Source organism: Halalkalicoccus subterraneus, from assembly GCF_003697815.1.
Classification (GTDB): Archaea; Halobacteriota; Halobacteria; order Halobacteriales; family Halalkalicoccaceae; genus Halalkalicoccus; species Halalkalicoccus subterraneus.
Window position 1 is genome coordinate 184,335 of the sequence record NZ_RDQG01000078.1, and the last position, 22,450, is coordinate 206,784.

The window sequence follows — 22,450 nt, forward strand, 5'->3', positions numbered from 1 at the left end:
CTCTAAGAGGGCGGTCGGAATAAGCCTTCGTCTATACGGTATATTCCGAATAGCAGGGTATAGGGTAGGAAAAGTTCTGTGTAAAGAAGACGGACTGGTGTTGCAGTCAGGATCAGGAATAGTATGCTATGATGAAAACTTAACTCAAAAGCATCGTCCCGATGTTCGGTGGTGGGACACTCTACGTTACGACTCTGAATTTCCTCCTCAATTTTATCAACAGCCACCAGCCAACAACTGATGAGCTCATCGAATGGCATCGATGCACGGACTTTGTAGTTGGCGTTGAAGGTCACCAATCGGCTCGGGAAAGCTCCTAATAGAGTCACTAGTACTCTCGTCAGGCAATGATGAGCCACGCAAAGAACACTACTAGTCCACCAATAGCGGTACTGGCGACAGCATGTATACGCATTCGATCGAGTATTGCATGCGCATCACCTTCGTAGGCGAGTGACTCATGGACTTCACTGCCGAGTTCACATTCCGGTAAGAAGTCCATCGCGACATGGAGAAAGACGCCAGTAGCGAAGCCAAAGACAACGCCACGAATCGAAGCGGAAGTAGGAAGCGCAAGAAACGAGGTGACCATTGCAGTGACCCCAACCCCCGCTGCCGGGAGGAGGATTGCCCACCAGTCGCCGTCCTGTTGGCTATAGCGATGTACTGCCGCATATCCCGCCGGTCCCTTATGCGAAACAATAGCGAGCCCCAGCAACGGCCCTAGTTCTGGCATGTTGCCATAGATGATGCCGATAATGGCACCGGCTGCAAGAGCGTGGGCCGTCAATTCTGCGAGCGTGCGGTCCAGCGGGAGGTCTATGTGTGCGAGTCGATGGCCAAGTGTGTGAGCGCCGAACCCAGCGAACAGGCCGAGGGCAACACCGAATCCTCCATAGGTCGCATGCTGGTTCATTGCCTGCGGGAGCAAAAAGACGGCAGCGCTTGTTATCATTGCTCCACTTGCGAGGCCATATCCCCATACGAGCACACTCGCGTTCCCATGGGGGGCACGCTCACCGAGCCAGCCGGCGACTGCCATGCCGAAAAAGGCGATCCAGGCGATCCCCAATAGCTTCTGGTGTCCCCCACCCCACGCGAGTCCGGAGGTAGCGATGAGCACAATGGTGCTCACTCCGCCGACTAGGGTAACTCCTCTCTGGTTCCCGAGCAGTGAGGAACTACCAGTTTCGCTCAGCATATTATTAATACAGAGATGGAGATTGATAAGAGCGCTGGTCTATGGGCCACCTTACTGGATATGAGCTATGGCTCGGACTCGAGGGCGGCTTCAAGTGCGGATTTTTCACATTCGATTCGGGTTCTATCGGCATCGTCCTAGGGACTCTCCTTCTGATAGTTGATCTTCCGGAACTGGACGCTCCTAACGACCATCTTCCCTCGGTGTAACAGTGGGGCCCAAGACGTAGCGTACAATAACCAATTCTGAAATAGCCTATTTCTAAATAGCCTATTCAGAAGTACTATTTCGCTCTACCGCAGAGGGAGATCCCCCTCCCAGGCTTTATCCCTCGATCGAGAACGGACGATATCTTGCGCGAGTTCGTCTTCACGATCGAATACGAGACGGGAGCTGACGAAGTGATGGATCTCTTCATCGACCATGGAGATTTGTACGCCCGGTCGATGGAGATCAATGCGACCAGCGAGGCAGTATGGGGAATTGACAAAGTCGTCGGCCCGACCACTGTCCTCGACGACCTTGATGATCGGCTCGAACGTGTCGCCAGTGATCCGACTACGACCGGGATGTGTGGTGCGCCCGTGACCGAATACGAGTATACGATCCTCTCGTCGAACGCCGAATCACGGAAGATCTACTCGCTTCGCCGGGAAGGAGCGGGTCCACGGTCGATCCCGCTTGTCGCCGCGAACCACGTTGGCGAGGGACTGATAATGCGATCGGAGCGTCGTGGCGACCAATTCCGATGGCGCTTACTTCTCGACGAGCCTGCAACAGCGATCTACGAGGATATCCGTACGAACCTTCGGGAGGGGCTGTCGCTGACCGTCGAACGGCTCGGAACGCCACCGTGCTTGCTCGAAGACGGTCGTGTCCAGCAAACCCTCACGCCCGAACAAAAGGCGGCACTTGAGGCTGCGATCGAACACGGATACTACGAGGCGCCACGTCAGCAGTCGGTCACTGAGATTGCCGCCGCCGTCGGCGTGTCGCGTTCGACGTTCCAGTACCGACTCAACCGGGCTGAAGCGTGGTTGGCACAGCAGTTCGCCGCCGATTCACTCGACGTAGATCTCGACGTGGATCTCGATTCCGAGGATATCGAGTTCATTCAGTGAGCGTGCGGCGAATACCGCCTACATTGGCATATGTCGAAGCAAATCCCATCCCGATGGCTCCCGTAGATGGTTTCATATGTCAACGACGACTGATGCCAGCATGCAGTTGATTCGGAATGCCACTATCCTCGTCGACGTTGGTGATACGACGTTCCTCGTCGATCCGATATTTGCAGCACCCGGTGAGAATCCGCCCGTGCCGAATTCGCCAAACGACCGCCGAAACCCGCTCGTCCCGATGCCAGCTGTCGACCTGTCTTACGACGCTGTGGTCGTCACCCACCGCCACCCCGATCACTGGGATGAGGCGGCCATCGAGGAACTCGAGGCCAGCCTGCCACTGTTCTGTCAGCCCGAAGAGGCGGATGCTTTCGCCGACGAGGGCTTTACCGACGTCCGCCCCGTCGATGACAACACCTCATTCGAGGGGGTCACTCTTCACCGAACGCCCGGACGTCATGGGCACGGGCAGTTGGCAGCGGAGATGGGTCCCGTTTCGGGATTCGTGTTCGAAGGCGAGGAGACAGTGTACGTTGCGGGCGATACGATTTGGTACGAGCCGACCGCGGAAACGCTTGCTCAGTTCGATCCGGATATGATCGTCCTCAATGGCGGCGAAGCACAGTTCGAGCAGGGCAAGCCCATCACGATGGGCATCGAGGACATCTCTGCCGTCCGCGACGCTACCGATGGTACGATTGTGGTCGTTCATATGGAAGCAATCAACCACTGCTTGCTCACCCGTGACGAACTGCGGTCGGCGACAGCGGATGTCCACGTTCCTGACGATGGAGAGCAGATCAGCTTGTAGAGTAAGAGGATTCGGAGAACCATGTAGCTGAAGGGATCATCAGTATCTCCGTGGTCAATACGCACTCTAGAATACAGAGCGCAAGTCGATCACTGGTGTTGTTCCCCCTGGCCTGATCAGAATCGCTACAACAGAATCTTACCGTTATGGAGGGAACGTACGCATCGATGGGAATTCCTGAGGTGAATTCGGCTGTGGCATTCGGATCGCTGACGATGGTTTCGTGGGGAATCTGGATCGTCGTGGGGAACGCTGCCTCAGAATCCATGGATCCGAGGACGGCTGCCGCGATATCGTATCTCGTCGCAACCCTCCTTGCAGTCGGATACGTTCTCGTCTCAAGTTCCTCGCTGGCCATTACGCCACGAGGTGGAACGCTGGCTGGCGTAGCTGGATTGTTCGCCGGAATTGGCTTCGTCTCGATGTACATCGGTCTCTCACGTGGCTCAACGACGGTCGTTTCGACGCTCGGTGCTATGTATTTCGTCGTCGCAGCGTTCATCGGAATGGCCGTGCTCGGAGACGAGATTACCACGACGAGAGTCGCAGGACTCCTGCTCGCGGGTGTCGCTGTCATCCTTGTCTCTCAATAAATGGTTCACCGTCCCACGGCTGAACAATACGCCCCGCCGTACTGCAGATATCTTCTCTAGTCAGCACTCCTTCCTATCACATTCTGATACTCTCAACGGAGCTCCTGACTGTACTATCTGCGACTGAGCACACGGACCCCCATCTCTTGACGTGGCCTGCCTTGTGCAACAAATTACTTCTTAGATACAGAATGTTGTACAAGGTAAACTCTCCTGAAGAGTGACCCCTGTTGATTCTAGTCAACGGATACGCTCCTCACCAGCGGCCGGCATTGTCTGTATCCCGATACTAGTGGTAGTACGCTTTCTCAACCATCCGGAGATCGAACCCATCTGGATTCCGGTCACGGAGTTCAGTAAGGATTCGCGGGTAGTCAGAGAACCGTAGTGCTCGATCCTCACCGAGAAGGGCTGCAATCATGTATCGATCACCGACTGCGTAGTTCATTGGATCGTGAAACGCAAGAACGACTGTGGCGGTCGCAGGCCCGATCCCAGGAATTGACGTGAGGGTTTTCAGCTGGAGCTTCGGATCGTCGACGAGGAAGGCTGCTTCGCTTATGCGTTGGACGAACGCTGCAGGAACCTCGGACATCCAGTTGATGTATCGATCTCTCCGTCCGCGTTGGGCGTTTAGCTTCCACTGTATTACCTTCTCTATCTTTTTTGATCCTATGAGGAGTAGACATCCATAGACCGATTCATTTGAATATCGAGAGTATTGCTAGGGTGGCGACGATTTCGCAGACCACGCCGCAGCTGTGGGCACCTGGGTCGATAACAGAGTGTCGACTAGGATCGCCGAGGGCTATCCGGGGCGAGTGCGTCATCGTATAGTTCGATATATAGTTCCCTGATCTCCTCCTCAGTCGGCTTACGGGGGTTGTTTGCCGGTGAGCCGGAGTTGATGGCGTCCTCGGCCATCTCATCGACAATCTCTACGTACTCGTCTCGAGCCGGAACGTCGCCGTGATCATCAAGGTAACCGGTCAGATCGGCATCCTCACAGAGCGCAAGAACGGCGTCGCTCGCCCGCTCGGCCGCTTCTCGATCCGGGGTATCCTCGTCAGCGTTCCCCATCATACGACTGATCTCCGCGTACTTCTCGGGTGCACCGATTACCGAGAATTCCATGACATACGGGAGTAGGAGGGCGTTAGCCAGCCCGTGAGGGATATGCAACTGTGCACCGAGGGGTCGCGCCATCCCATGGACGAGTGCCACCGAGGAGTTCGTGAACGCCTGGCCGGCCTGTAGTTGGCCGATCATCATCTCCGTTCGGGCGTCAATATTCTCTCCGTTCGCCCAGGCTTTGGTAAACGAGTTCGAGATTCGCCGTATGGCGTTCCGGGCGAAATCGTCGGGAACGCTATAGGATTTGATGGAGACAAATGCCTCGATGGCATGGGTCAGAGCATCGATACCGGTAAATGAGGTATGATTCCGCGGGAGAGAGACGGTCAGCTCGGGGTCCTCAATCGCGACCTCCGGAACGACGTTCTGTGAAAGGATGAGGAACTTGGTCGACGTCGATTCGTCCGTTATAACAACTGAGCGGGTCGCCTCGCTTCCGGTTCCTGCTGTCGTATTCACCGCGATAAGCGGCGGGATCGGATTGGGGACGCTCTCTTCTCCTGCCTTGTCGGTCCCGAAGTCCCGGATGTCACCCTCGTTGTTCGCTAGGATACCGACTCCCTTCCCCGTATCGATCGATGACCCGCCGCCCAACGTGACGATGACGTCACATCCTTCGGTCTTCCAGAGATCGTAGGCCTCCTCAATGTTTTCGACTGTCGGATCCGGCCGCACACCCGTATAGAGGACCGATTCTATGTCGTCTTCCTCCAAAGCCTTCTCCACTTTGTCACCCTGTATGTCGTAGATCTCCTTTGAGGCGAGAATTAAGGGTTTGTCCCCGTACTGGTCCACGTACTCGCCGAGTTCTTCTACAGCTCCGGTACCGAGAACGACTTTACTAGGAGATACCACTACCCTAATTCCATGGGACGGAGTTGGATACTCCATGCGTGTAATCTTCTCTCTATAATCAATTATATGCTTTTTTTGATGATAGCGCTATATATTGAACTTCAATCGATAATCGATCGTCGATATGCGATACGTTTCATCTATTCACTATTCGGGGTGGGAAGATCGTATATAAAATACGGCGAATATATTCTGGTATTAGCTACAAGTTCTTAGTAACTGCAGAATCAATAGAACACTATGTCACAAACCGACGTCGATACTGAAATTGATAATGTCAATAATTATATCGGGGGAGAATGGCAAGAAGCCAGAGGCTCACAAACGGAGGAAATTGTTGACTCAGCAGTAGGCGAGACGATCGCTGAGACAACATTCAGTTCGGAAGGGGACGTTAACCAAGCAGTCGATATAGCAACAGAAGCGTTCGAAGACTGGAGACAGCAGCCGGTCGAAGAGCGTATTCAGCCCCTCTTTCGGTTAAAGACTCTCCTCGAAGAGCACCAAGAGGATCTGGCGGAAGTCTTGGTCAAGGAACACGGGAAAACGAAAAAAGAAGCGATGGGGGAGATCCGACGAGGAATCGAGAACGTTGAGGTCGCCTGTGGGATCCCGTCGATGATGCAGGCTGGGCACCTCCCGAACGCTGCACCCGATATCGACGAAACTGCAGTCAGGAAACCATTGGGCGTGTTCACGGCAATTACTCCGTTCAACTTCCCCGCGATGATCCCACTATGGTTCCTCCCGTACGCCGTTGCCACCGGGAATTCGTTCATCCTCAAACCAAGCGAAAGTACCCCGTTGACGGCTCAGTACATTTTCGAACTCATTGAGGAGGCTGGATTCCCCAATGGGGTCGTCCAGCTGGTAAACGGGGGGAAAGACACCGTCAACACGCTTCTCGAACACGAAGACATCGAGGGAGCATCGTTCGTCGGATCGACCCCCGTTGCCAAACATGTCTACGAAACGGCTGCGGCCAACGGAAAGCGGGTCCAGGCTCAGGGTGGAGCGAAGAACCACATCATCGTCTCTGAATCAAGTGATATCGAGTTTGCCGTCGATCAAACGATCAGCTCGGCGTATGCGAACTCCGGCCAGCGATGTCTCGCGAACCCTTCTGCCGTCGTTCACGATGATATCTACGACGAGTTCGCTGACCGACTCGCTGAAGCACTTGAGGACTACACCGTCGCGGGAGGTCTCGATGATGATGCCGATATGGGCCCGCTCATCAGCGAGGAACACCGAGAACGGGTCTTGGACTATATCGAGACAGGTGTTGAAGAGGGAGCGACCCTCTTATATGACGGACGTGACGTTGATGTCCCAGACGACGGGTATTTCCTCGCACCGACGCTCTTCGGCGATGTTGATCCCGAAATGACTATCGGAAAAGAGGAAATTTTTGGCCCAGTCCTGAGTCTGATTCGTGTAAACGATTTCGAAGAGGCAATCGAGACCGTCAATCAGTCTCAGTTCGGAAACGCTGCTTCACTGTTCACAGAACGTGGCGCCGAGGCAAAGCAGTTCCGCCATGACGTCGAAGCTGGGAACTTAGGCGTCAATACAGGGACCGCAGCCCCCATGGCGTTCTTCCACTTTGGCGGATGGAAAGATTCGTTCTTTGGCGATCTCCATGCACAGGGTGAAGACATGATTCACTTCTATACTGACGAAGCAGTGTATATCGAGCGATGGCCTGATGCGTAACCATAGATTAGTTTAGCCCACTCTACTTTTCTATTGGAAGTACTCAAAATAATAGAATTTATCTTGTATACAACCTACTCACTACCGTTAGGATCTCAGTAGTGAGCAACGTTGTAGAGATAGGTATCGATGTGTCATACTCGTAACACCGTCAATTCTCGTATGTTGCTGCGTTAAGTACGCTGGCGATTAGTTGTCAGTCTTCGACCAGCCATTTGTCAAAGGTTCAGCGGATATGCTTCTGGGTGACCCCGTCTTCTGATATGAATTCTTGCCTGGGTCAGAATATCGTTTTGTTCATCTCGTCGGTGGCGCAGGTCTACTGTCGACACATGTTTTTAAAAATTGAAATCAGCCGAAGGATTAGTTGTGATCTCAACTGGTAGCAGGTACTCTGCCGGTCTATATGTTATGCCACTAGATCGGTCCTCCGTTGACTGGTAAACTATATTGAAAACAGTCGCAGTTAGCTACGGTTCTCAACAATCTCCGATGTCATATCTAATCGTGAGAGCGTTGAGGCGGTCGGTGCCCCGTCCTCGTTCCACCCGCGGAACTCATAGTACTCCTCAAGCATCGAGTCGAGTTCCTCCGGCGGACAGTGCATCCCTGCGCTCGGGCCATTGGGAATCGGCTCGTGCATCACTCGATATGGCAGGGTATCCGACTCGCGATTCGCGACACCGCGTTCGACGTTGATCAGCCGTTCGAGGTTGTAAATCCGCTCGCCGATTTCTTCGACTTCCTCTAGCGAGAGCTCCCATCCAAGCGCGAGATTGATCGCATCTCGGTACTTCTCGTTGAGCTGATCACCCCAGCCCGCCTCGCTTACGAATCGACACTGCGTCAGCGAGTCTCCGAGTGCAGTATAATGTTGTGAACGGGCGGCGAATTCCGCAGTTCCGTCGGTCGTCTCATCGTGAATTCCCTGGTACTGGCGCGTCGGACGAGTATCATGATGCGAGCCACCACGAGTAGAGGTCGCGTAGCCAATGCTCATGCCCTTTAGCCCACGTGGTGAGTGAGCGGCAAACTCGAGGCCCATTCGTCCATGCAGATACTTCTGAGCCTCGTCATCGAGCTGCTCTGCAACCCGGAACGACCCCTCCGCCAGTACGTCGCCGAACCCATTGCGGTGGGCAGTCTGCTTTGCGAGTTCGACGAGGCCCTCGGCGTCGCCGAACTCGAGATGCGGCGAGTCCTCATCGGTGAGCAATCCTTTTTCATAACATTCGCGGGCGAACGCGACTGTGACACCCCAACTGATTGTGTCCATTCCTAGTCGGTCACAGAGGTCGTTTGCCTTGATGACGCGCTGGATGTCATAGACATCTTGCATCGTCGTCGTCCCGAACAGACTCTCGAACTCAGGGATCTTTGCCTCGGTCTGCCCCTCGCTCTCGACACTGACATGTTTCCCACAGCGAACCGCACAGTTCGCACAGGTAGTGTCCTCAGTGATATACTCTGCTTTGAGCGTCTCGCCGCTCACCGCTTCCGCGTTTTCGTCCGTCGTTTGTTCGGTTTGATTGTTTCGCCGGCCGAGTTTCCCCATCTCGTTGATCGGGTTGACGAGCCCCGATGTTCCGTAGGTCTGGAGCATCTCGGTTTCTTCCATGATCCGTCCCATCTGTCCAGTCGTAAGGTCACGGAATTCGGACTCGGCAGCGACTTCAGGTTTGAACGATCCCTCCCGGATCGCGACGGCCTTGACGTTCTTTGAACCAAGTACTGCCCCGCCACCACCGCGACCAGCAACCCCCTCACGGTCATGACCTTGGTGAACGAGACAGGCATAGCGCGCTTGGTTCTCTCCCGCCGGCCCGGCGGCAATGACATGTGTTGAGTAACCTTCGCCTTCGCGTTCACGGACTGCTTCGCATGTCTCGTAGGTGTCCTTACCTTGCAGGTCGGTTGCATCCTTGCACTCGGCGCCGTTCTCGTCAACGTGGACGTACGAGAGGTCGTCAGCTTTCCCGTGTAGTGCGATGAGGTCGAAACCGGTCGTTTTCTGCGCTTGCGGGAAGGTTCCGCCGAACGTGCTGTCGAAAAAGCCGTTGGTCATAGGGCTGATGAACCCTGCGACACCACGGCTGGTCGACTGGAATGGCGTGGCAGTCATCGGACCGACGGCAAAGACGAGGACATTGTTGGCATCGAACGGATCTGCATCGGTTGGAACATGGTCGTGAACGAGTTTTGCAGCGAGTCCGTTCCCGCCCAAGAAGCGTTCAGCATCGACCGGATCGATTTGTTCACGCTCCGCCTCACCGGTATCGAGGTTGACGTGGAGAATTTCGCCGCCGTAGCAGGTTGGTAAATCCTGACTCATACTGCGGTCACCGGAATGGAGTGTGAGATAGTTCCCTGTGATCTGCTTCTTACTGTTATGTGCATATGATACTGGCTACCACAAGCGGTAGAATAAAAGTTCGGGATAGTATGTCCTCTATTCTACTGTAAACTCTTTCCAATGAAACAGATTCAATATCTATATCAACTTTCGCGTTCTATTCCGTAGCTACGACATTAATGTGAAGATTAATGAACCAACAGTCCGTTCATGCGATTGGTAATGGCTAGCAAGAAGTCGGAACACGACGCTTCACTCGACATCGAACAGATCGACAAACAGCACGTCTTCGGGACATGGTCGTACCAATCCGAAGTATCCCCAACGCAGGTCGTCAGTGGGGACGGAGTCCGGTTCACTGACGCAGACGGGAACGAATTCTTGGACTTTTCGGGACAGTTGATGTGCTCGAATCTTGGTCACTCAGCGGACAAGGTAGCTGACGCCGTTACGGAGCAAGTCAACGAGGGTGCGTACTTTGCTCCAGGATATACGACGGAGCCACGCGCTCGACTCGGTCAGAAACTCGCGGAGGTCACACCAGGGAACCTCTCGAAGACGTTCTTCTCGACGAGCGGTACGGAGGCTGTTGAAGCTGCGATCAAAATCGCTCGGATGTACACTGGTAAGCAAAAAATTATTTCGCGCTATCGGTCGTACCACGGCGCGACATACGGCTCCATCAGCGTCACTGGAGATCCGCGACGTCTGATGGCTGAACCCGGTATTCCCGGTGTAATCAAAGCCCCGGACCCGTACGCCTACGGCTCTACTCTTGACCCAATGGAGAGCCTCGAGTATATCGACGAGATGCTAATGCTCGAAGGCGATACAGTCGCTGCAGTGCTCGTCGAGCCAATCGTCGGATCGAACGGAATCCTCGTTCCTCCGGAAGAGTACCTCCCTCGACTCAAGGAGATCACTCACGAGCATGATGCACTACTGATCTGTGACGAGGTCATGGCCGGGTTCGGACGAACCGGCGAGTGGTTCGGGTCGGACGTCTTCGGCGTCACGCCGGACATCATGACGATGGCAAAGGGACTGAGCGGGGCGTACGTCCCACTCGGCGCGACCATTGTGACCGAGGAGATCGCGGAGCATTTCGAGGACAATATGTTCTGTCATGGCCACACGTATGCAGGCCATCCCGTCGCGTGTGCGGCAGGCTTGGCAGCGGTCGAGACCTACGAGGAGGAGAACCTCATCGAGCACGCCAGTGAAGTCGGTGAGTATCTTGGGACACAGCTTGCGGAACTCGGCGACGACCATCCGAGCGTGGGCGAGACACGGGGTGTCGGATTGTTCCGAGGGATTGAGCTCACCAAGGACGCCAATGGTCGCGCTCCGTTCGGCCAGCGGAAGGATAAGATCTCGAAAGGGAGCACCGTCGTGGATGAGGTGAGTAGCACAGCCGCCGATAACGGGGTGTATGTCGCGAACATGATTAACACGCTCATTATCGCCCCGCCACTGCCGATCACGAAAGACGAAATAGACGAAGCCGTTGCCGTACTCGACGAGGCGCTCGAGGTTTCAGACGAAGCGATGGACAACTAAGTCGGAGACGGTATTCACGGATACTGACACGCACGGGTCAACAACTGTATTGTTCCGTCGGAGGTGGTTGTCGATGGCTGGGAGTGTCGAGCAGTGTTTCTCTACTTGCACGGGTTTCTTCCGATTCAGTCGTCCTCTAACGCGATGTTTCGCATCTGCTTAGACATGTTGGCCACCGTCCGATCCCCGGTTTTGATCTCACGCATCACGAACGTTGAGGATGTTTCGTTGACGCCGTCGATGCCAACAATGTTATCAATCAGGTCGTTCATCTGCGATCGGTTCTGGACGCGTGAGTGAACAATGAAGTCAGTATCACCCATTGTGTAGAATACCTGGCAGACCCCGTCGATGTCACTGAGCGCCTCGCCGATATCCTCAGCATAGCCGGATTCGTGAACAACGGAGATTTCCGTGATGATCAGGAGGTTCAATCCGAGGGCGAGCGGATCGACATCAGCAGAGGTTGATGTAATGACGCCGGAGTCTTTGAGCTTCTTCAGGCGATAATGAATTGCGGATTTGGAGAGATCAAGCGTGTCGGAGAGCTCTTCGAGATTGATATCGCTATCTCGTTCGACATGCTCGAGGATCGCTAGATCAGTTTCGTCCAATTTGACTGTCTTCTGATCATCGTCCTGCATAGCAGTCATATAGGGAGACAATGTTGAATGTCTACCGGTTACGTAATCACTGGTAATAGTATGTATCTATTGTATAATGTGGAATTATAGTAATAATGCCCATCAGAGTATTTCTATAGAACGCTATGGTCGAATTGTATCGTGACACTATTCGAATATCGTAGCATTCTCTGTCACTATACTTGCGTTTTCAATAGTATTCTGACTCTATCTTAAAAACATATAGTCAACCGTATTAACCGGAGATCTCAACCCCAATGAGAAGATCTCTTTTATCGTGGATACTCGGGGTATGAATGTGTGAGAGTGGTGATAGCATTGTTTATGATGCTGAACACTCATAGTGGTATGACTGATTGATGTATAATACAAGGTAACTAGTGGTTTTAGTGTTGATTATACCACCTTTTTCCATCATATACACAACTATTATATTGGCCGATATTCAACAGGGTATCGCATGTCATGGGAAAAAATAGCATACGAGCGCAAAATAGTGGAACAATATTCTGGCAGGGTCGCTTTAATGAAAAATAGGTGATATATTATGTCAATATTGGGTATTCCAACTGTCGACTTTCTCGCTATTTTCATTTGGATTCCAGTCTGGTGGTTGGTTGCTCTCTTTAGTCTGTACATGATGCGTCGCCACGATACACAGAAAGCTCAGCGTCGAGCTGACACAAAGGAGGTAGAGAGATAACAATGGTTCAATGGGGAATCGCTGGCCCATTCGTAATCTATCTTCTCGGCCTTCTTGGATTCGGTATTGTCGCGAGCCGATATATGGATGACTTAGGGGACTACTTACTCGGTGGTCGATCAATTGGCGGTGCAGTTACTGCATTGACTCTTCAATCCACGTCAATGAGTGGGTTCATGTTTATGGGTGGACCAGCCATGGCATTCAATCAAGGGCTGTACGCACTCTGGTACGCTGTTGGTGACTTTGGTGGTGGTCTCGTAAATCTCGGCGTTCTTGGGCGTGGTCTTCGACAAGTAACTGAGGTTTTGGGATCACTCACTCCGATAGAGTGGCTTGAACATCGTTACCCCCACCCGAGCGTACGGATAGTCGGTAGTCTCATCGCGATTGTCTTCCTCTCGGCCTACGTTTTCTCTCAGTTTATCGCGGCTGGGCAGGCCATTGAGGCCGTCAGCGGTCTTCCATATGTGTATGGTGTTCTTATCGGCGCAGGGATCATCGTCCTCTACACGTTCGTCGGTGGTTATCTCGCTGTTGCTTGGACGGACGCGTTCCAAGCTATTGTCATGGCTATTGGAATGAACATTATTCTAGTAGCAGCAATTCTCGAAGTCGGGGGAGTAACGTCAATGTTCAACCAAATCGCTGCCCAAGATTCCACGTATCTCTCGATATGGGGAAGAAATGAGGAGTATCTTGGTGAATGGGGTGTAATTGCAGGTGCAGTCCTCATCTACGCTGTTGGATATATGGGTCTTCCCCATGCTGTGGTTCGGCATCTAAGCATGGACAATGCTGAAACAGCCAAATTAGCAACAGTGTATAACGTCTTTTATAATACGTTCTTCGTATACCAGCCCTATATTCTTGGCATGGCTGCAATCGTTCTTCTCCCTAACTTGGCTAATCCAGAAATGGCGATTCCGGAACTCTCTATGATGCTTCTTCCAGGTGTCATTGCTGGGATAGTGCTAGCAGCACTGATGGCGGCAGTGATGAGTACGGCTGATTCAATGCTCATTATGGCCGGCTCAATACTGTCTAGGGACGTCGTTCAGCGATTCTCCAGCCGTGATATTGGAGATCAGGAGATGCTGCTTTGGTCTCGTTTGATGGTGCTTGGAATCGGCGTTGCAGGTGTAATTGTAGCTGTTGTCCAACCGCCAGGGATTGCCGAACTCGTTATCTTCGCTTTCGGTGGACTAGGGACGGCATTCCTCATCCCCAACGTCCTCGGGATTTACTGGGATCGAGGCAATTGGCCGGGGGCTCTTGGAGGAATGATCGGTGGAGCCAGTACGAACATCATTTGGACCGCAATGAATCTTCAAGAAGTAACAGCGATACATCCGTTTTTCGCTGGTCTTATCATCTCAACTGTAGCGTTTGTTGCAATTAGCCTCATGACTTCTCCACCGAAAGAAGAAACGATCGCACCAATTCGATCAGCGCGGGAATCAATTGGTGCGCCATCCGGTGTGCAACAAGCAACGACAAATGAGCTGGCCCCAGAAGCTAACGCTATCTCGGAGCACGTCTCCAAGAATCTGGAGCTAAACTCAAATTGATCCAAGACTCCTCAATAGATGAATTCCGAAATCAGCTCTCCAGATGAGATAACGGCATATGTGCCGGTAGTGACCGGATCTGAGGCTGCCGAAAAACTCAGCAATACTGATGATGAAATTCATCGGTCCACGTTTGTAGAAACGGTGTATTACCCATATCAAATCGTCACTATCGATGTAGAACTTGATGGGTTTCTCAGTCAACATAAAGAAGTAATGGAGGTCGGAATAGACCTCATTAATGGTCGCGAAATACTCATCGATGACGCGCCAGAGATTCAAAACATTCAGCCAGAGCAGACACAGGTACTACAATCGGACGACGAAGCTGTTGAGTCTGTAAGTAAAGCCAAGGAATACATTGTCCAGATCATCCAACAGCACCATCGAATTCTTGAGCTTCCAGATCTGGATGTCAAAGACATAGAAAGGCTATACCGGCCCTTTCATCTAGTTCGTGCTTACGTGGAAGATGGATCCCTCATGTATACCGTGGATTCAATATCTGGTAATTTACACCGTGTTTATCCACACGATAAGTGATGAAATAAACACACTCATAGGCATCTTTCTACGGTATTGGTATGATACATAAACAAACTTAATAAAATCAGAAATATGGAAAATAGTCGTATCGGGTGTCTAAGTAACAGGCCAAGTTCGAGATTGCCAGCCAGTCTGGAAGCTAATGGAGATCGTTGTCGATCTAGATAAGATGACGGCAACTTGGAGTCGCTATTCTGGCGGCGACGACATTGGATTTCTCGGACAGTGCTTAAACTCACCGGTGGCAACGAGTAGCCGCCCCTGGGAGTGTCTTAGGCCCGATAAGGGGGCTATCTTCGACATCGGTGTTGGTGACTTTTTCCGCCGTCCCCAGAGTGAACTTTCGTCACGAAAACGTTCTCGTGGTGAGACGTAGCAGCGTCGGCACAGCAGCAACGGCGGCCTATTTGTGACCCAACTCCCTCTATGGAGGGGTCAGTCGTCGGATGGCGCGCCGCTCATCGGTTCACTGTCCGAGAGGAGGACGTGCCCAATGAGGAGGACGATCACGGCTCCACCAAGTCCGATGAAGGTCGATGGCACGCCGAACAGACCCCCTGTGAACTCGGTTCCGACACCGAGTATTGCGCCGACGATGATTGACGCAATGAGAGCCAGGCCACTTAGACCAGTCCAATAGAGCCCCACATAGACCGGAATGAGGAACGCACAGGTCAGAAGGACCGCTCGGAAGTTATAGAGTTCAATGATGGTTCCTGGCGGGTTAACCGACGCTGCGGTCGCGGTAATGCCGAAGAAGATGGTTGCGATCCGAGAGATCCGAAGCTGAGCATCGTCACTAGAGCTGGGCCGGAAGTAGCTGTAGATATCACGTGCCGTAGTGATACCAGTTGAGTGGAGACGCGTATCTGTGGTAGAGAGAATTGCGCTCATAACTGCGAGGATAATGATGACGCCCACACTCGAAGGGACGTAGTCCGTAATGAGCATTGGGAATGCAGCGTCCTGCGTCTGGACGGTAAGTCCGCTCTGATTGAGCGCAACGGTTGTCGCTCCACCAAGTATCACGAGCGCTGAGTAGAATATTGCCAGAATAACACCGGATGCAGCGAGGTGAAGCTTTGCTGTTCTAACATCTCTAGTCGCTGCAATGCGCACGATGTAATTTTGCTCAGTGAAGATCGTCCCAAAGAAGGCGACGATCGTTGCGACAATGCCAATGATGGTGTATGTGCCTCCGGCTGTCGGATCAACGTACGTGGGATCAAACGATGCGAGTTGCTGGTTAACCGCGGTGAAACTACCAATATCAAATATCATATATACAAGCGCAAGTAGTACTGCACCGACCATTAGCACCCCCTGCAAGAGATCGGTCCATGCAACACTGACGAGCCCACCCAACACGGTATACACAATAAATACGATGCCGATGACCCATACCATATACTCGTAGGGGACACCAGTGATTGTGGTTACAAGTAGACTCGCGCCAACAAGCTGCATAATTAAATAGAGCCACGCGTTACCGAGCAGAATTGTACCTGCAATGGGGCGGGCTACCTCGAAGCCGGTCACGTTGGCAATAATATCAGGGAAGGTAAGCAGATTGAGGTTTCGGATCCGGCCGACAACGAAGTAGAGCGCGCCGATCCCAAGCATTAGTCCAAAGATGGTGTGGGTCATCAGGGAGTACCCCTCACCGTAAACGGCACCAATGAAGCCAATGACGCTGACTGCGCTCACGAAGTTGGCAACAAACGACCAAGTTGCCAACCAAGGACCCATATCTTGACCAAATGCCCAAAAGTCCATGACATCGGAGGTTTTGGTGTATCCCCAAACTCCGATGCCAAGCACGATGAGGAGGTAGATAACGAACGTGCCGAGGTAAAACGGATTGACGTTGGTCATTAATCGCCTCCTCCGTTCTCTTCTATCGAGCTGGTCCCCCCTGTACCTCGATCAATTATATTTTCGTTCACTGGTTTTCCAAGTATCACATGAACTACCACGTAGTGGATTGCTCCCATGCTTCCAACGAGAATCGTTGCCACGAACACCAAGAACATTGATGTGGGCATGCCAAACACAGTCATGGTCTCTACTGGCGGCACTATCGTACTACCTTGTAAATATACCGCTATTAGCAAAATAGTGTTCAATAGAATGTTAATATAGTAGTAAAATATCCATGTTAGTTTGTTGTAGATCTTAATTACACTGTGTTACCTACCCCCAAACCTGTCTTTGATCAGGGACTCAGTCTAAGTCTCCGTTAAGAATTTCATAGGTCGCGTCGCGAAGTATAGTAAGACCATTGGTAGCGGCCGACAAATCGACGCGCTCGTCGTAGGTATGGGCTTGTGAAATATCACCTGGACCCCACGTGATGGCCTCGATATCGGCATTGTTCACGAAGTTCCGGACGTCTGTCGACGCCTCGATGCCCCATGGGTTAGTCGATACGTCCGCGACCTCAGCCGAGTGATGACGAAAGACCTCCGCTAGCGGACTGTTGATGTCGATAGCAGCCGATTCGTACGTCCGAGTACGCTCCCAAGAGACGTCGATATTGGAGTCGGCGGCGACCTCGGTGAGCAGGTCATCTATTTCAGTGTCGATGGCCTCTATGCTTTCGTCTGGGAGAAACCGTCGATCGATCGTAATGGTCGCTCGTTCGGGGACGACGTTTTCTTTGGTTCCCGCATCGAACTTGGTTACTGTGGAGTACGCTCGCCCGACCAGATCATCCTCACGTGTCCGCACATTCTCATCGTATGCAGCGAGTGCATCGAGAACTGGTCGCGCACGCTGGATAGCGTTTTCACCTTGGTCCGGGCGACTCGCGTGAGAGGGGTCGCCCGAAACGGTAATTTCGTACCAGGCGAGACCTTTCTCACTTGTTGCGGTTTGCATCTGCGTCGGTTCAAGCACGACACCATAGTCGCCGTCGTACCCTCGTTCTAGCAGGGTCTTCGTCCCCGGCTCGGCGGTCTCTTCGCCGATAGCAGCATGGAAGACAACCGATCCTTCAAGTTCTCCGGATCTGATCTCTTCTGCGAGATCGGCGGTCACTAACATTGCTATAGCGACTCCCGTTTTCATATCCACGCTACCACGGCCGTATAGAGCCCCATCCTCCACATCAGCACCATACGGATCGTGGGTCCACTGGTCGGTATCTCCCGCTGGAACGACATCGATGTGACCGTTCAAAACGAGCGTCGGGTCACCCTCTCCAACGTGGGCCCCAACTTGTGGGCGGTCCTCGTACGGTTCATGTACGAGCTCGGCGTCAATATCACGGTCGTTGAACCATTCGGCGATATATTCTGCGCATTCTCGTTCGTTACCCGGCGGATTCTCTGTCTCTTTCTGAACTAGACTACCGATGAGTTCCGCCAGCTCTTCAGTGCGTTCCATGCTGGACATACCCATGCGTACTCAATCGCACAATGAAAACTATTGTGATCGTCGATAATAGTATTCAGGGAGAAACAAAATAGATCTGGTGTTGTTCAGGTAAGCGGATGTAATTGATAAAATTATTCACCAGTCTGAGATGTAACGCCACTTTATCAAAATCGAGACTCGGACGAACTATGCTTAGTTGAGTCTCTATCATTACATCGCTTGATATGTATCTGGAAACCGACGAAGTACAGGGGTCCCGATATGACAGATTCTTCAATAAAATATAGAAGAAGGATACTCGATCTTTCCAATGGCTAATGAGATGACAACGAATCACCGTACACTGGTGTGTTTCCCGATTTCAAAGGGGCTCTTCGACTACCCTGAACTGCCGAACCTAAATCTCTCTCTTTCACCGCTAGGAGACGCCGATGCTATCGTCCAACTATTCTACGCTGAAACGGTCGTTCGTTGATACAGATTAGCTACCGAGGAAACGCTTAACACACGACCTTCTGAATTCCTCCGTATGCGTATCCAGCTTGATCGGGATCGGTTCGTCGAGACGATGAAAGAGCAGGCCAAGATCGGAGGCACCGAAAATGGCGGATTGCACCGGCTTGCACTGTCCGACGAGGACAAGAAAGTAAGAGATTGGTTCTATGAGCAGATGGAAGCGGCGGGACTCGAAATAGTCGTCGACGAATTTGGCAACATGTTCGGACGCCGAGAAGGGACAATGTCCAATACCGACCCCGTACTGGTTGGCTCACACCTCGATTCACAGCCGTACGGTGGTATTTACGATGGGCCATTAGGGGTAATCAGTGCCCTCGAGTTGGTTCGTACACTTAACGACGAAGGCATCGAGACGGAGCACCCGATCGAGATCGTAAACTGGACCAACGAGGAAGGATCGCGGTACCAACCGGCGATGCAGGGAAGCGGCGTCTGGACCGGAGCTCATGACATTGAGGAGGAGTACGTAAAGACTGATGAGGACGGCCTCAACCTTGAAGCGGAACTCGAACGGATCGGCTACAAAGGCGAGCAGTCAGCTAAACCTCGCACGGACTACGAGACGTACTTAGAACTCCACATCGAACAGGGCCCTTACCTCGCGCTTGAAGGGAAAGACGTCGGTATCGTCACGGGTATCGTCGGCTTTACGTGGGGAGCGGTCACCTACTACGGAGAGGCCGATCATTCCGGTCCGACACCGATGCATTTCCGATCTGACGCGCTGGTTGCGGCAGCTGACGTCATCACCCAGATCCGGCGTATTCCGTCGACGTTGGGCAATCAAACGGTCGGAACAACCGGCTATATTGATGCGAAGCCGAATTCCATCAATACGATTCCTGGCGAAGTCACGTTCAGTTGGGGCTTCCGGGATCCGGACGACGAGATTATTGAGGAAGCGTTCGCCCGTGTGTTGGACGAGGCGGAAGCCGCAGCTGAGCGCGAAGGGGTTGACTGGGAGTGGGAAGAACGGATGCGTGCATCCAGTGTCGATTTCGCCGACCGGTGTATCGACGCTGTCGAGGCGGCTGCCGATGATCTCGGCTACGATGGGATGCGCATTTTCAGTGGTGCCGGACACGATGCAACTCATATGACGGAAGTCTGTGACACAGGTATGGTCTTCGCCGTCAGCGAAGATGGGAAGAGTCACAACGAAAACGAGTACACGAGCTGGGACGATTGTTATGCATCCGCGAACACGATCGCCAATGCCGCACTTGATATTGCGGAACCGAAGCCCTGAGAGCGCCGTGGGGTGTCAAAGCGCGGTCAGTAAGGGACTGGTAGCTATACGGGTGGCGGAACATGGCAATCGCACGGAACGGCCGTCGATCAATATCTCAAGCCAGTAGTTTAGTAGCTGCTTCTGGTTGATGAGTAGTATGGGATATCACCTTGTCGACGCTGGCAATCTCAATCAATGGGATGATCGACCGACTGATGTCCGCTCATTGAGCGTTGCAGCCGGATACGACTACCAAGATTCGAAGCTTGGCCTTCGCGTCTATGCACTCGCTCCCGGCGAGCAATCGGGACTAAAATACCATTCCCATAGTGAACAGGTCGAAGCGTTCTATGTGCTTGATGGGACGCTGCACGTCGAGACGCCGGACGAAGAGTACGTCGTCGAAGCTGACCAAGCGTTGTTTGTCGATCCCGGCAGTCCACAGCGTGCATTCAATCCCGAATCCGCAGACGGATCAGTTCGGGTGCTCGCCATCGGCGCACCCTCTGTCGATGACGCTCAGGGGCACGATCCATCGACTGATGCGTGATCTCCTCCAGTTGGGTGGGCAGCACCTTGCTGGCATTGGTTTACCTCGCCGTCGGTAGAAGGATGCTCACCGGTGGGCGGTCAGCTATTGGTGGTGCCTTCTGGTAAGGCGGTGAAAAATCGAATTGATGCTGCTCTTTGAACTCATTTAGGCTACTGATTCATCGAGGAGCTCACCGATCGCGGTGTCAATGAATTCTTTATCTTCTGGACGGAACCCAAACATCCCGAAATGCCCCCATGGCGTCGGGATCGGTCGCAGCTCGCTATCGGGAATCATCTCCTCTTCGATCCGATTGTCCTCAAGTGTGAACACCATGTCTTCTTCAAATGGGAGAACGTACACGCGGGCTTCGATTCGTTGGAGTGCACTCTCGAGATCACCGTCGGTCATTCGGCTCACATCGGCGTGTTTCCACTTCCAAGCCATTCGAATCAGGTTGTTCGGATCCATCGGGAGGAACCACTCGTCCCAGAGTCGATGCATGAAGTCGTCTAATGACGAGAATCCGGCCCCACGCCACTCTTCTTCGCGCCAGAGATCCGCGCTCGTTCCCATCAAGACCCACGTTCGGGCATGCTGCTTGAGTCCTTGACGCATCGATCGGTGATCGTCGTAATATCCGTCATTCCAGTTCGGGTCTAATTTGAGAGCCGAGATGAGTGCATCGACAAGGAGACTACTCTGAGGTGGATTTCTTGCAGTGCCGCCGATCGGTGCCGCTCGCTTGACCATCTCCGGGTATCGGACAGCCCACTCGTAGGTCTGCTGGGCCCCCATCGACCACCCAAGGACGAGTTCGAGTTCCTCAATCCCGAATTTCTCGGTAACCAGTTGGTATTGTGCACGGACGTCGTCACTAATACGCACGTTCGGGAAATCCGCTTGTCCGTATGGTGGCGGGGTATTGTGCGGTGACGTCGAGAGTCCCCCACCGATCTGATTGGGGAGGATGATGAAATACGATTGTGGATCAAGCGCCATGTCCTTCCCAATGTACATCTCCATGTCCTTGCTGGTCCCTGAATACATATGCGGGAAGAGAACGGCGTTGTCTTTCGCGTCATTGAGTTCGCCGAACGTTGTATATGCGATCTGGCAGTCGGGCAGTGTCTCGCCTTCGGTGAGTTCGAACTCACTCAGTGAGTACGTCTCGTATGGACCATGGACCTCTTGTGAATAGTACTCGTTTTCGATCCCACTCATTGTATGGCTTGCACCAGGCGATGGAGCATTAGCCGGTGTGTGACTCTGGTCTGTCATTTGTCCCTGTTAGCCGACGGAACCCAGAGTATTATAATTATCTTCTATAGACTACTCTACTGCTATAGCCTCCTTTCTTACCATTGGGAGTCAGATAGATGTCGTAGCCAGTTCGCTGCTTTCGTACGAGAGTGGCTTGTTAAAGCGACTTAGAGATACTGTGCACTCGCTGTCCGTTCGTCTGTATCCAGTTCATCGAGATCACGTTCGACGGAGATCACTCTCCGTGTCGGAATATCGAGTTGTCGTTCGCCGTCTGTAATTCGTATCTGGAGATAGCGCTCTTGGGGCGTTATATTCGCTTCATCAGCGTGAACCGTCGTTATCTCGTCATTGGCGTCCTCGTATGTGACTTCGATCATATGAGAGCCAGTCCCTTGAGACAGATCAATCATTCCGTATCCTCAAGTAGTGATCTCCTTTGTAGTGGAAGCCGTGTGCAACATCAGTAGTTGAGATTTGGACGCTGTGCTGAATGTCCCCTCTGTATGTAGCAGTTAGTGCCGTCTGCAGTTTCCAGTCAGAATAGATGAGGCACCTGGTATGGAGAGATGCGAACTAAACGGACTCCTCTAGGCTACAGTAGTTCGTCGTCGGTGAGGTGGGGATACGCTACTTCCCAGAGGTGGTCGTCAGGATCGGCAAAGTAGCCGGAATAGCCGCCCCAGAAGGCCTCCTGAGCCGGTTTTACGATGCGTCCG

The 22,450-nt window shown here is 52.7% G+C and carries 19 protein-coding genes and 1 pseudogene; 9 read left to right on the top strand and 11 right to left on the bottom strand.

Annotated elements, in window-relative coordinates; translation table 11 throughout:
* Positions 1-340: 340 nt before the first annotated feature.
* Positions 341-1,201 carry a ZIP family metal transporter gene (locus EAO80_RS16785; RefSeq protein ID WP_122090968.1) on the bottom strand — a complete coding sequence of 287 codons (861 nt, stop codon included), beginning with the start codon at positions 1,199-1,201 and terminating at the stop codon, positions 341-343.
* Between the two features lie 353 nt (positions 1,202-1,554).
* Here EAO80_RS16785 and EAO80_RS16790 point away from each other — a divergent pair, with 353 nt between their 5' ends.
* From EAO80_RS16790 to EAO80_RS16800, 3 genes are all read left to right on the top strand, one after another.
* A complete protein-coding gene (locus tag EAO80_RS16790; RefSeq protein WP_122090969.1) occupies positions 1,555-2,322 on the top strand; it encodes a helix-turn-helix domain-containing protein in 768 nt (255 codons plus the stop codon).
* A 76-nt stretch (positions 2,323-2,398) separates the two neighbouring features.
* Positions 2,399-3,133 (top strand): MBL fold metallo-hydrolase, encoded by a 735-nt coding sequence (locus EAO80_RS16795; RefSeq protein WP_122090970.1) that lies wholly within the window; start codon positions 2,399-2,401, stop codon positions 3,131-3,133.
* Between the two features lie 167 nt (positions 3,134-3,300).
* Positions 3,301-3,726, top strand: a complete 426-nt coding sequence (locus EAO80_RS16800) for an EamA family transporter (RefSeq protein ID WP_122091008.1) — start codon at positions 3,301-3,303, stop codon at positions 3,724-3,726.
* Between the two features lie 289 nt (positions 3,727-4,015).
* Here the strand turns inward: EAO80_RS16800 and EAO80_RS16805 are convergent, their stop codons facing one another.
* Together EAO80_RS16805 and EAO80_RS16810 are read right to left on the bottom strand one after the other, a co-directional pair.
* Complete coding sequence (locus tag EAO80_RS16805) at positions 4,016-4,321, bottom strand: hypothetical protein (RefSeq protein WP_122090971.1); 306 nt, start codon at positions 4,319-4,321, stop codon at positions 4,016-4,018.
* Between the two features lie 197 nt (positions 4,322-4,518).
* The gene (locus EAO80_RS16810) at positions 4,519-5,751 is read right to left on the bottom strand and encodes an iron-containing alcohol dehydrogenase (RefSeq protein ID WP_122090972.1); all 1,233 of its coding nucleotides are present in this window, start codon (positions 5,749-5,751) and stop codon (positions 4,519-4,521) included.
* Between the two features lie 204 nt (positions 5,752-5,955).
* Here EAO80_RS16810 and EAO80_RS16815 point away from each other — a divergent pair, with 204 nt between their 5' ends.
* Positions 5,956-7,431 (top strand): CoA-acylating methylmalonate-semialdehyde dehydrogenase, encoded by a 1,476-nt coding sequence (locus tag EAO80_RS16815; RefSeq protein WP_122090973.1) that lies wholly within the window; start codon positions 5,956-5,958, stop codon positions 7,429-7,431.
* Between the two features lie 466 nt (positions 7,432-7,897).
* Here the strand turns inward: EAO80_RS16815 and EAO80_RS16820 are convergent, their stop codons facing one another.
* Entirely contained in the window at positions 7,898-9,763 is a 1,866-nt protein-coding gene (locus EAO80_RS16820) for an aldehyde ferredoxin oxidoreductase family protein (RefSeq protein WP_122090974.1), read from the bottom strand.
* A gap of 243 nt (positions 9,764-10,006) precedes the next feature.
* Between EAO80_RS16820 and EAO80_RS16825 the strand changes: the two genes are divergently transcribed.
* Positions 10,007-11,344, top strand: coding sequence for an aminotransferase family protein (locus EAO80_RS16825; RefSeq protein WP_122090975.1), 1,338 nt, complete (start codon positions 10,007-10,009; stop codon positions 11,342-11,344).
* A gap of 125 nt (positions 11,345-11,469) precedes the next feature.
* Here the strand turns inward: EAO80_RS16825 and EAO80_RS16830 are convergent, their stop codons facing one another.
* A complete protein-coding gene (locus tag EAO80_RS16830) occupies positions 11,470-11,988 on the bottom strand; it encodes an Lrp/AsnC family transcriptional regulator (protein WP_122090976.1) in 519 nt (172 codons plus the stop codon).
* A gap of 705 nt (positions 11,989-12,693) precedes the next feature.
* Between EAO80_RS16830 and EAO80_RS16835 the strand changes: the two genes are divergently transcribed.
* Together EAO80_RS16835 and EAO80_RS16840 are read left to right on the top strand one after the other, a co-directional pair.
* Positions 12,694-14,262 carry a sodium/proline symporter gene (locus tag EAO80_RS16835; RefSeq protein ID WP_122090977.1) on the top strand — a complete coding sequence of 523 codons (1,569 nt, stop codon included), beginning with the start codon at positions 12,694-12,696 and terminating at the stop codon, positions 14,260-14,262.
* Positions 14,263-14,280: 18 nt separating this feature from the next.
* Positions 14,281-14,805 carry a hypothetical protein gene (locus EAO80_RS16840; RefSeq protein ID WP_162994055.1) on the top strand — a complete coding sequence of 175 codons (525 nt, stop codon included), beginning with the start codon at positions 14,281-14,283 and terminating at the stop codon, positions 14,803-14,805.
* 438 nt (positions 14,806-15,243) lie between these two features.
* Here EAO80_RS16840 and EAO80_RS16845 read toward each other — a convergent pair whose 3' ends face one another.
* From EAO80_RS16845 to EAO80_RS16855, 3 genes are all read right to left on the bottom strand, one after another.
* The gene (locus tag EAO80_RS16845; protein ID WP_122090979.1) at positions 15,244-16,683 is read right to left on the bottom strand and encodes a sodium:solute symporter family protein; all 1,440 of its coding nucleotides are present in this window, start codon (positions 16,681-16,683) and stop codon (positions 15,244-15,246) included.
* On the bottom strand, positions 16,683-16,934 hold the full coding sequence (locus tag EAO80_RS20100; protein WP_211330738.1) for a hypothetical protein: 252 nt from the start codon (positions 16,932-16,934) through the stop codon (positions 16,683-16,685). Before EAO80_RS20100 ends, EAO80_RS16845 begins: the two co-directional genes overlap by 1 nt.
* A 97-nt stretch (positions 16,935-17,031) precedes the next feature.
* A complete protein-coding gene (locus EAO80_RS16855) occupies positions 17,032-18,204 on the bottom strand; it encodes a M20 family metallopeptidase (protein ID WP_122091009.1) in 1,173 nt (390 codons plus the stop codon).
* 511 nt (positions 18,205-18,715) lie between these two features.
* On the opposite strand from EAO80_RS16855, the gene EAO80_RS16860 reads away from it, so the two are divergent.
* On the top strand, positions 18,716-19,954 hold the full coding sequence (locus EAO80_RS16860) for a Zn-dependent hydrolase (RefSeq protein ID WP_122090981.1): 1,239 nt from the start codon (positions 18,716-18,718) through the stop codon (positions 19,952-19,954).
* 139 nt (positions 19,955-20,093) lie between these two features.
* Positions 20,094-20,486, top strand: a complete 393-nt coding sequence (locus EAO80_RS16865; protein WP_122091010.1) for a cupin domain-containing protein — start codon at positions 20,094-20,096, stop codon at positions 20,484-20,486.
* Positions 20,487-20,633: 147 nt separating this feature from the next.
* On the opposite strand, the gene EAO80_RS16870 is transcribed toward EAO80_RS16865, so the two are convergent.
* From EAO80_RS16870 to EAO80_RS20890, 3 genes and pseudogenes are all read right to left on the bottom strand, one after another.
* On the bottom strand, positions 20,634-21,692 hold the full coding sequence (locus tag EAO80_RS16870; RefSeq protein ID WP_245998688.1) for an alpha/beta fold hydrolase: 1,059 nt from the start codon (positions 21,690-21,692) through the stop codon (positions 20,634-20,636).
* Positions 21,693-21,898: 206 nt separating this feature from the next.
* Positions 21,899-22,111, bottom strand: coding sequence for a hypothetical protein (locus EAO80_RS16875; RefSeq protein WP_122090983.1), 213 nt, complete (start codon positions 22,109-22,111; stop codon positions 21,899-21,901).
* A gap of 215 nt (positions 22,112-22,326) precedes the next feature.
* Positions 22,327-22,450 (bottom strand): annotated as a pseudogene (locus EAO80_RS20890) (VOC family protein); the annotation flags it as partial.

Excerpts from the sequence above, each read along its gene's own strand:
- EAO80_RS16795 (WP_122090970.1), top strand. The coding sequence starts at position 2,399 with ATGTCAACGACGACTGATGCCAGCATGCAGTTGATTCGGAATGCCACT.
- EAO80_RS16870 (WP_245998688.1), bottom strand. The coding sequence starts at position 21,692 with ATGAGTGGGATCGAAAACGAGTACTATTCACAAGAGGTCCATGGTCCA.
- EAO80_RS16855 (WP_122091009.1), bottom strand. The coding sequence starts at position 18,204 with ATGTCCAGCATGGAACGCACTGAAGAGCTGGCGGAACTCATCGGTAGT.
- EAO80_RS16835 (WP_122090977.1), top strand. The coding sequence starts at position 12,694 with ATGGTTCAATGGGGAATCGCTGGCCCATTCGTAATCTATCTTCTCGGC.
- EAO80_RS16805 (WP_122090971.1), bottom strand. The coding sequence starts at position 4,321 with ATGTCCGAGGTTCCTGCAGCGTTCGTCCAACGCATAAGCGAAGCAGCC.
- EAO80_RS16875 (WP_122090983.1), bottom strand. The coding sequence starts at position 22,111 with ATGATCGAAGTCACATACGAGGACGCCAATGACGAGATAACGACGGTT.
- EAO80_RS16815 (WP_122090973.1), top strand. The coding sequence starts at position 5,956 with ATGTCACAAACCGACGTCGATACTGAAATTGATAATGTCAATAATTAT.
- EAO80_RS16830 (WP_122090976.1), bottom strand. The coding sequence starts at position 11,988 with ATGCAGGACGATGATCAGAAGACAGTCAAATTGGACGAAACTGATCTA.
- EAO80_RS16845 (WP_122090979.1), bottom strand. The coding sequence starts at position 16,683 with ATGACCAACGTCAATCCGTTTTACCTCGGCACGTTCGTTATCTACCTC.
- EAO80_RS16810 (WP_122090972.1), bottom strand. The coding sequence starts at position 5,751 with ATGGAGTATCCAACTCCGTCCCATGGAATTAGGGTAGTGGTATCTCCT.
- EAO80_RS16865 (WP_122091010.1), top strand. The coding sequence starts at position 20,094 with ATGGGATATCACCTTGTCGACGCTGGCAATCTCAATCAATGGGATGAT.
- EAO80_RS16840 (WP_162994055.1), top strand. The coding sequence starts at position 14,281 with ATGAATTCCGAAATCAGCTCTCCAGATGAGATAACGGCATATGTGCCG.
- EAO80_RS16860 (WP_122090981.1), top strand. The coding sequence starts at position 18,716 with ATGCGTATCCAGCTTGATCGGGATCGGTTCGTCGAGACGATGAAAGAG.
- EAO80_RS16785 (WP_122090968.1), bottom strand. The coding sequence starts at position 1,201 with ATGCTGAGCGAAACTGGTAGTTCCTCACTGCTCGGGAACCAGAGAGGA.
- EAO80_RS16800 (WP_122091008.1), top strand. The coding sequence starts at position 3,301 with ATGGGAATTCCTGAGGTGAATTCGGCTGTGGCATTCGGATCGCTGACG.
- EAO80_RS16820 (WP_122090974.1), bottom strand. The coding sequence starts at position 9,763 with ATGAGTCAGGATTTACCAACCTGCTACGGCGGCGAAATTCTCCACGTC.
- EAO80_RS16825 (WP_122090975.1), top strand. The coding sequence starts at position 10,007 with ATGGCTAGCAAGAAGTCGGAACACGACGCTTCACTCGACATCGAACAG.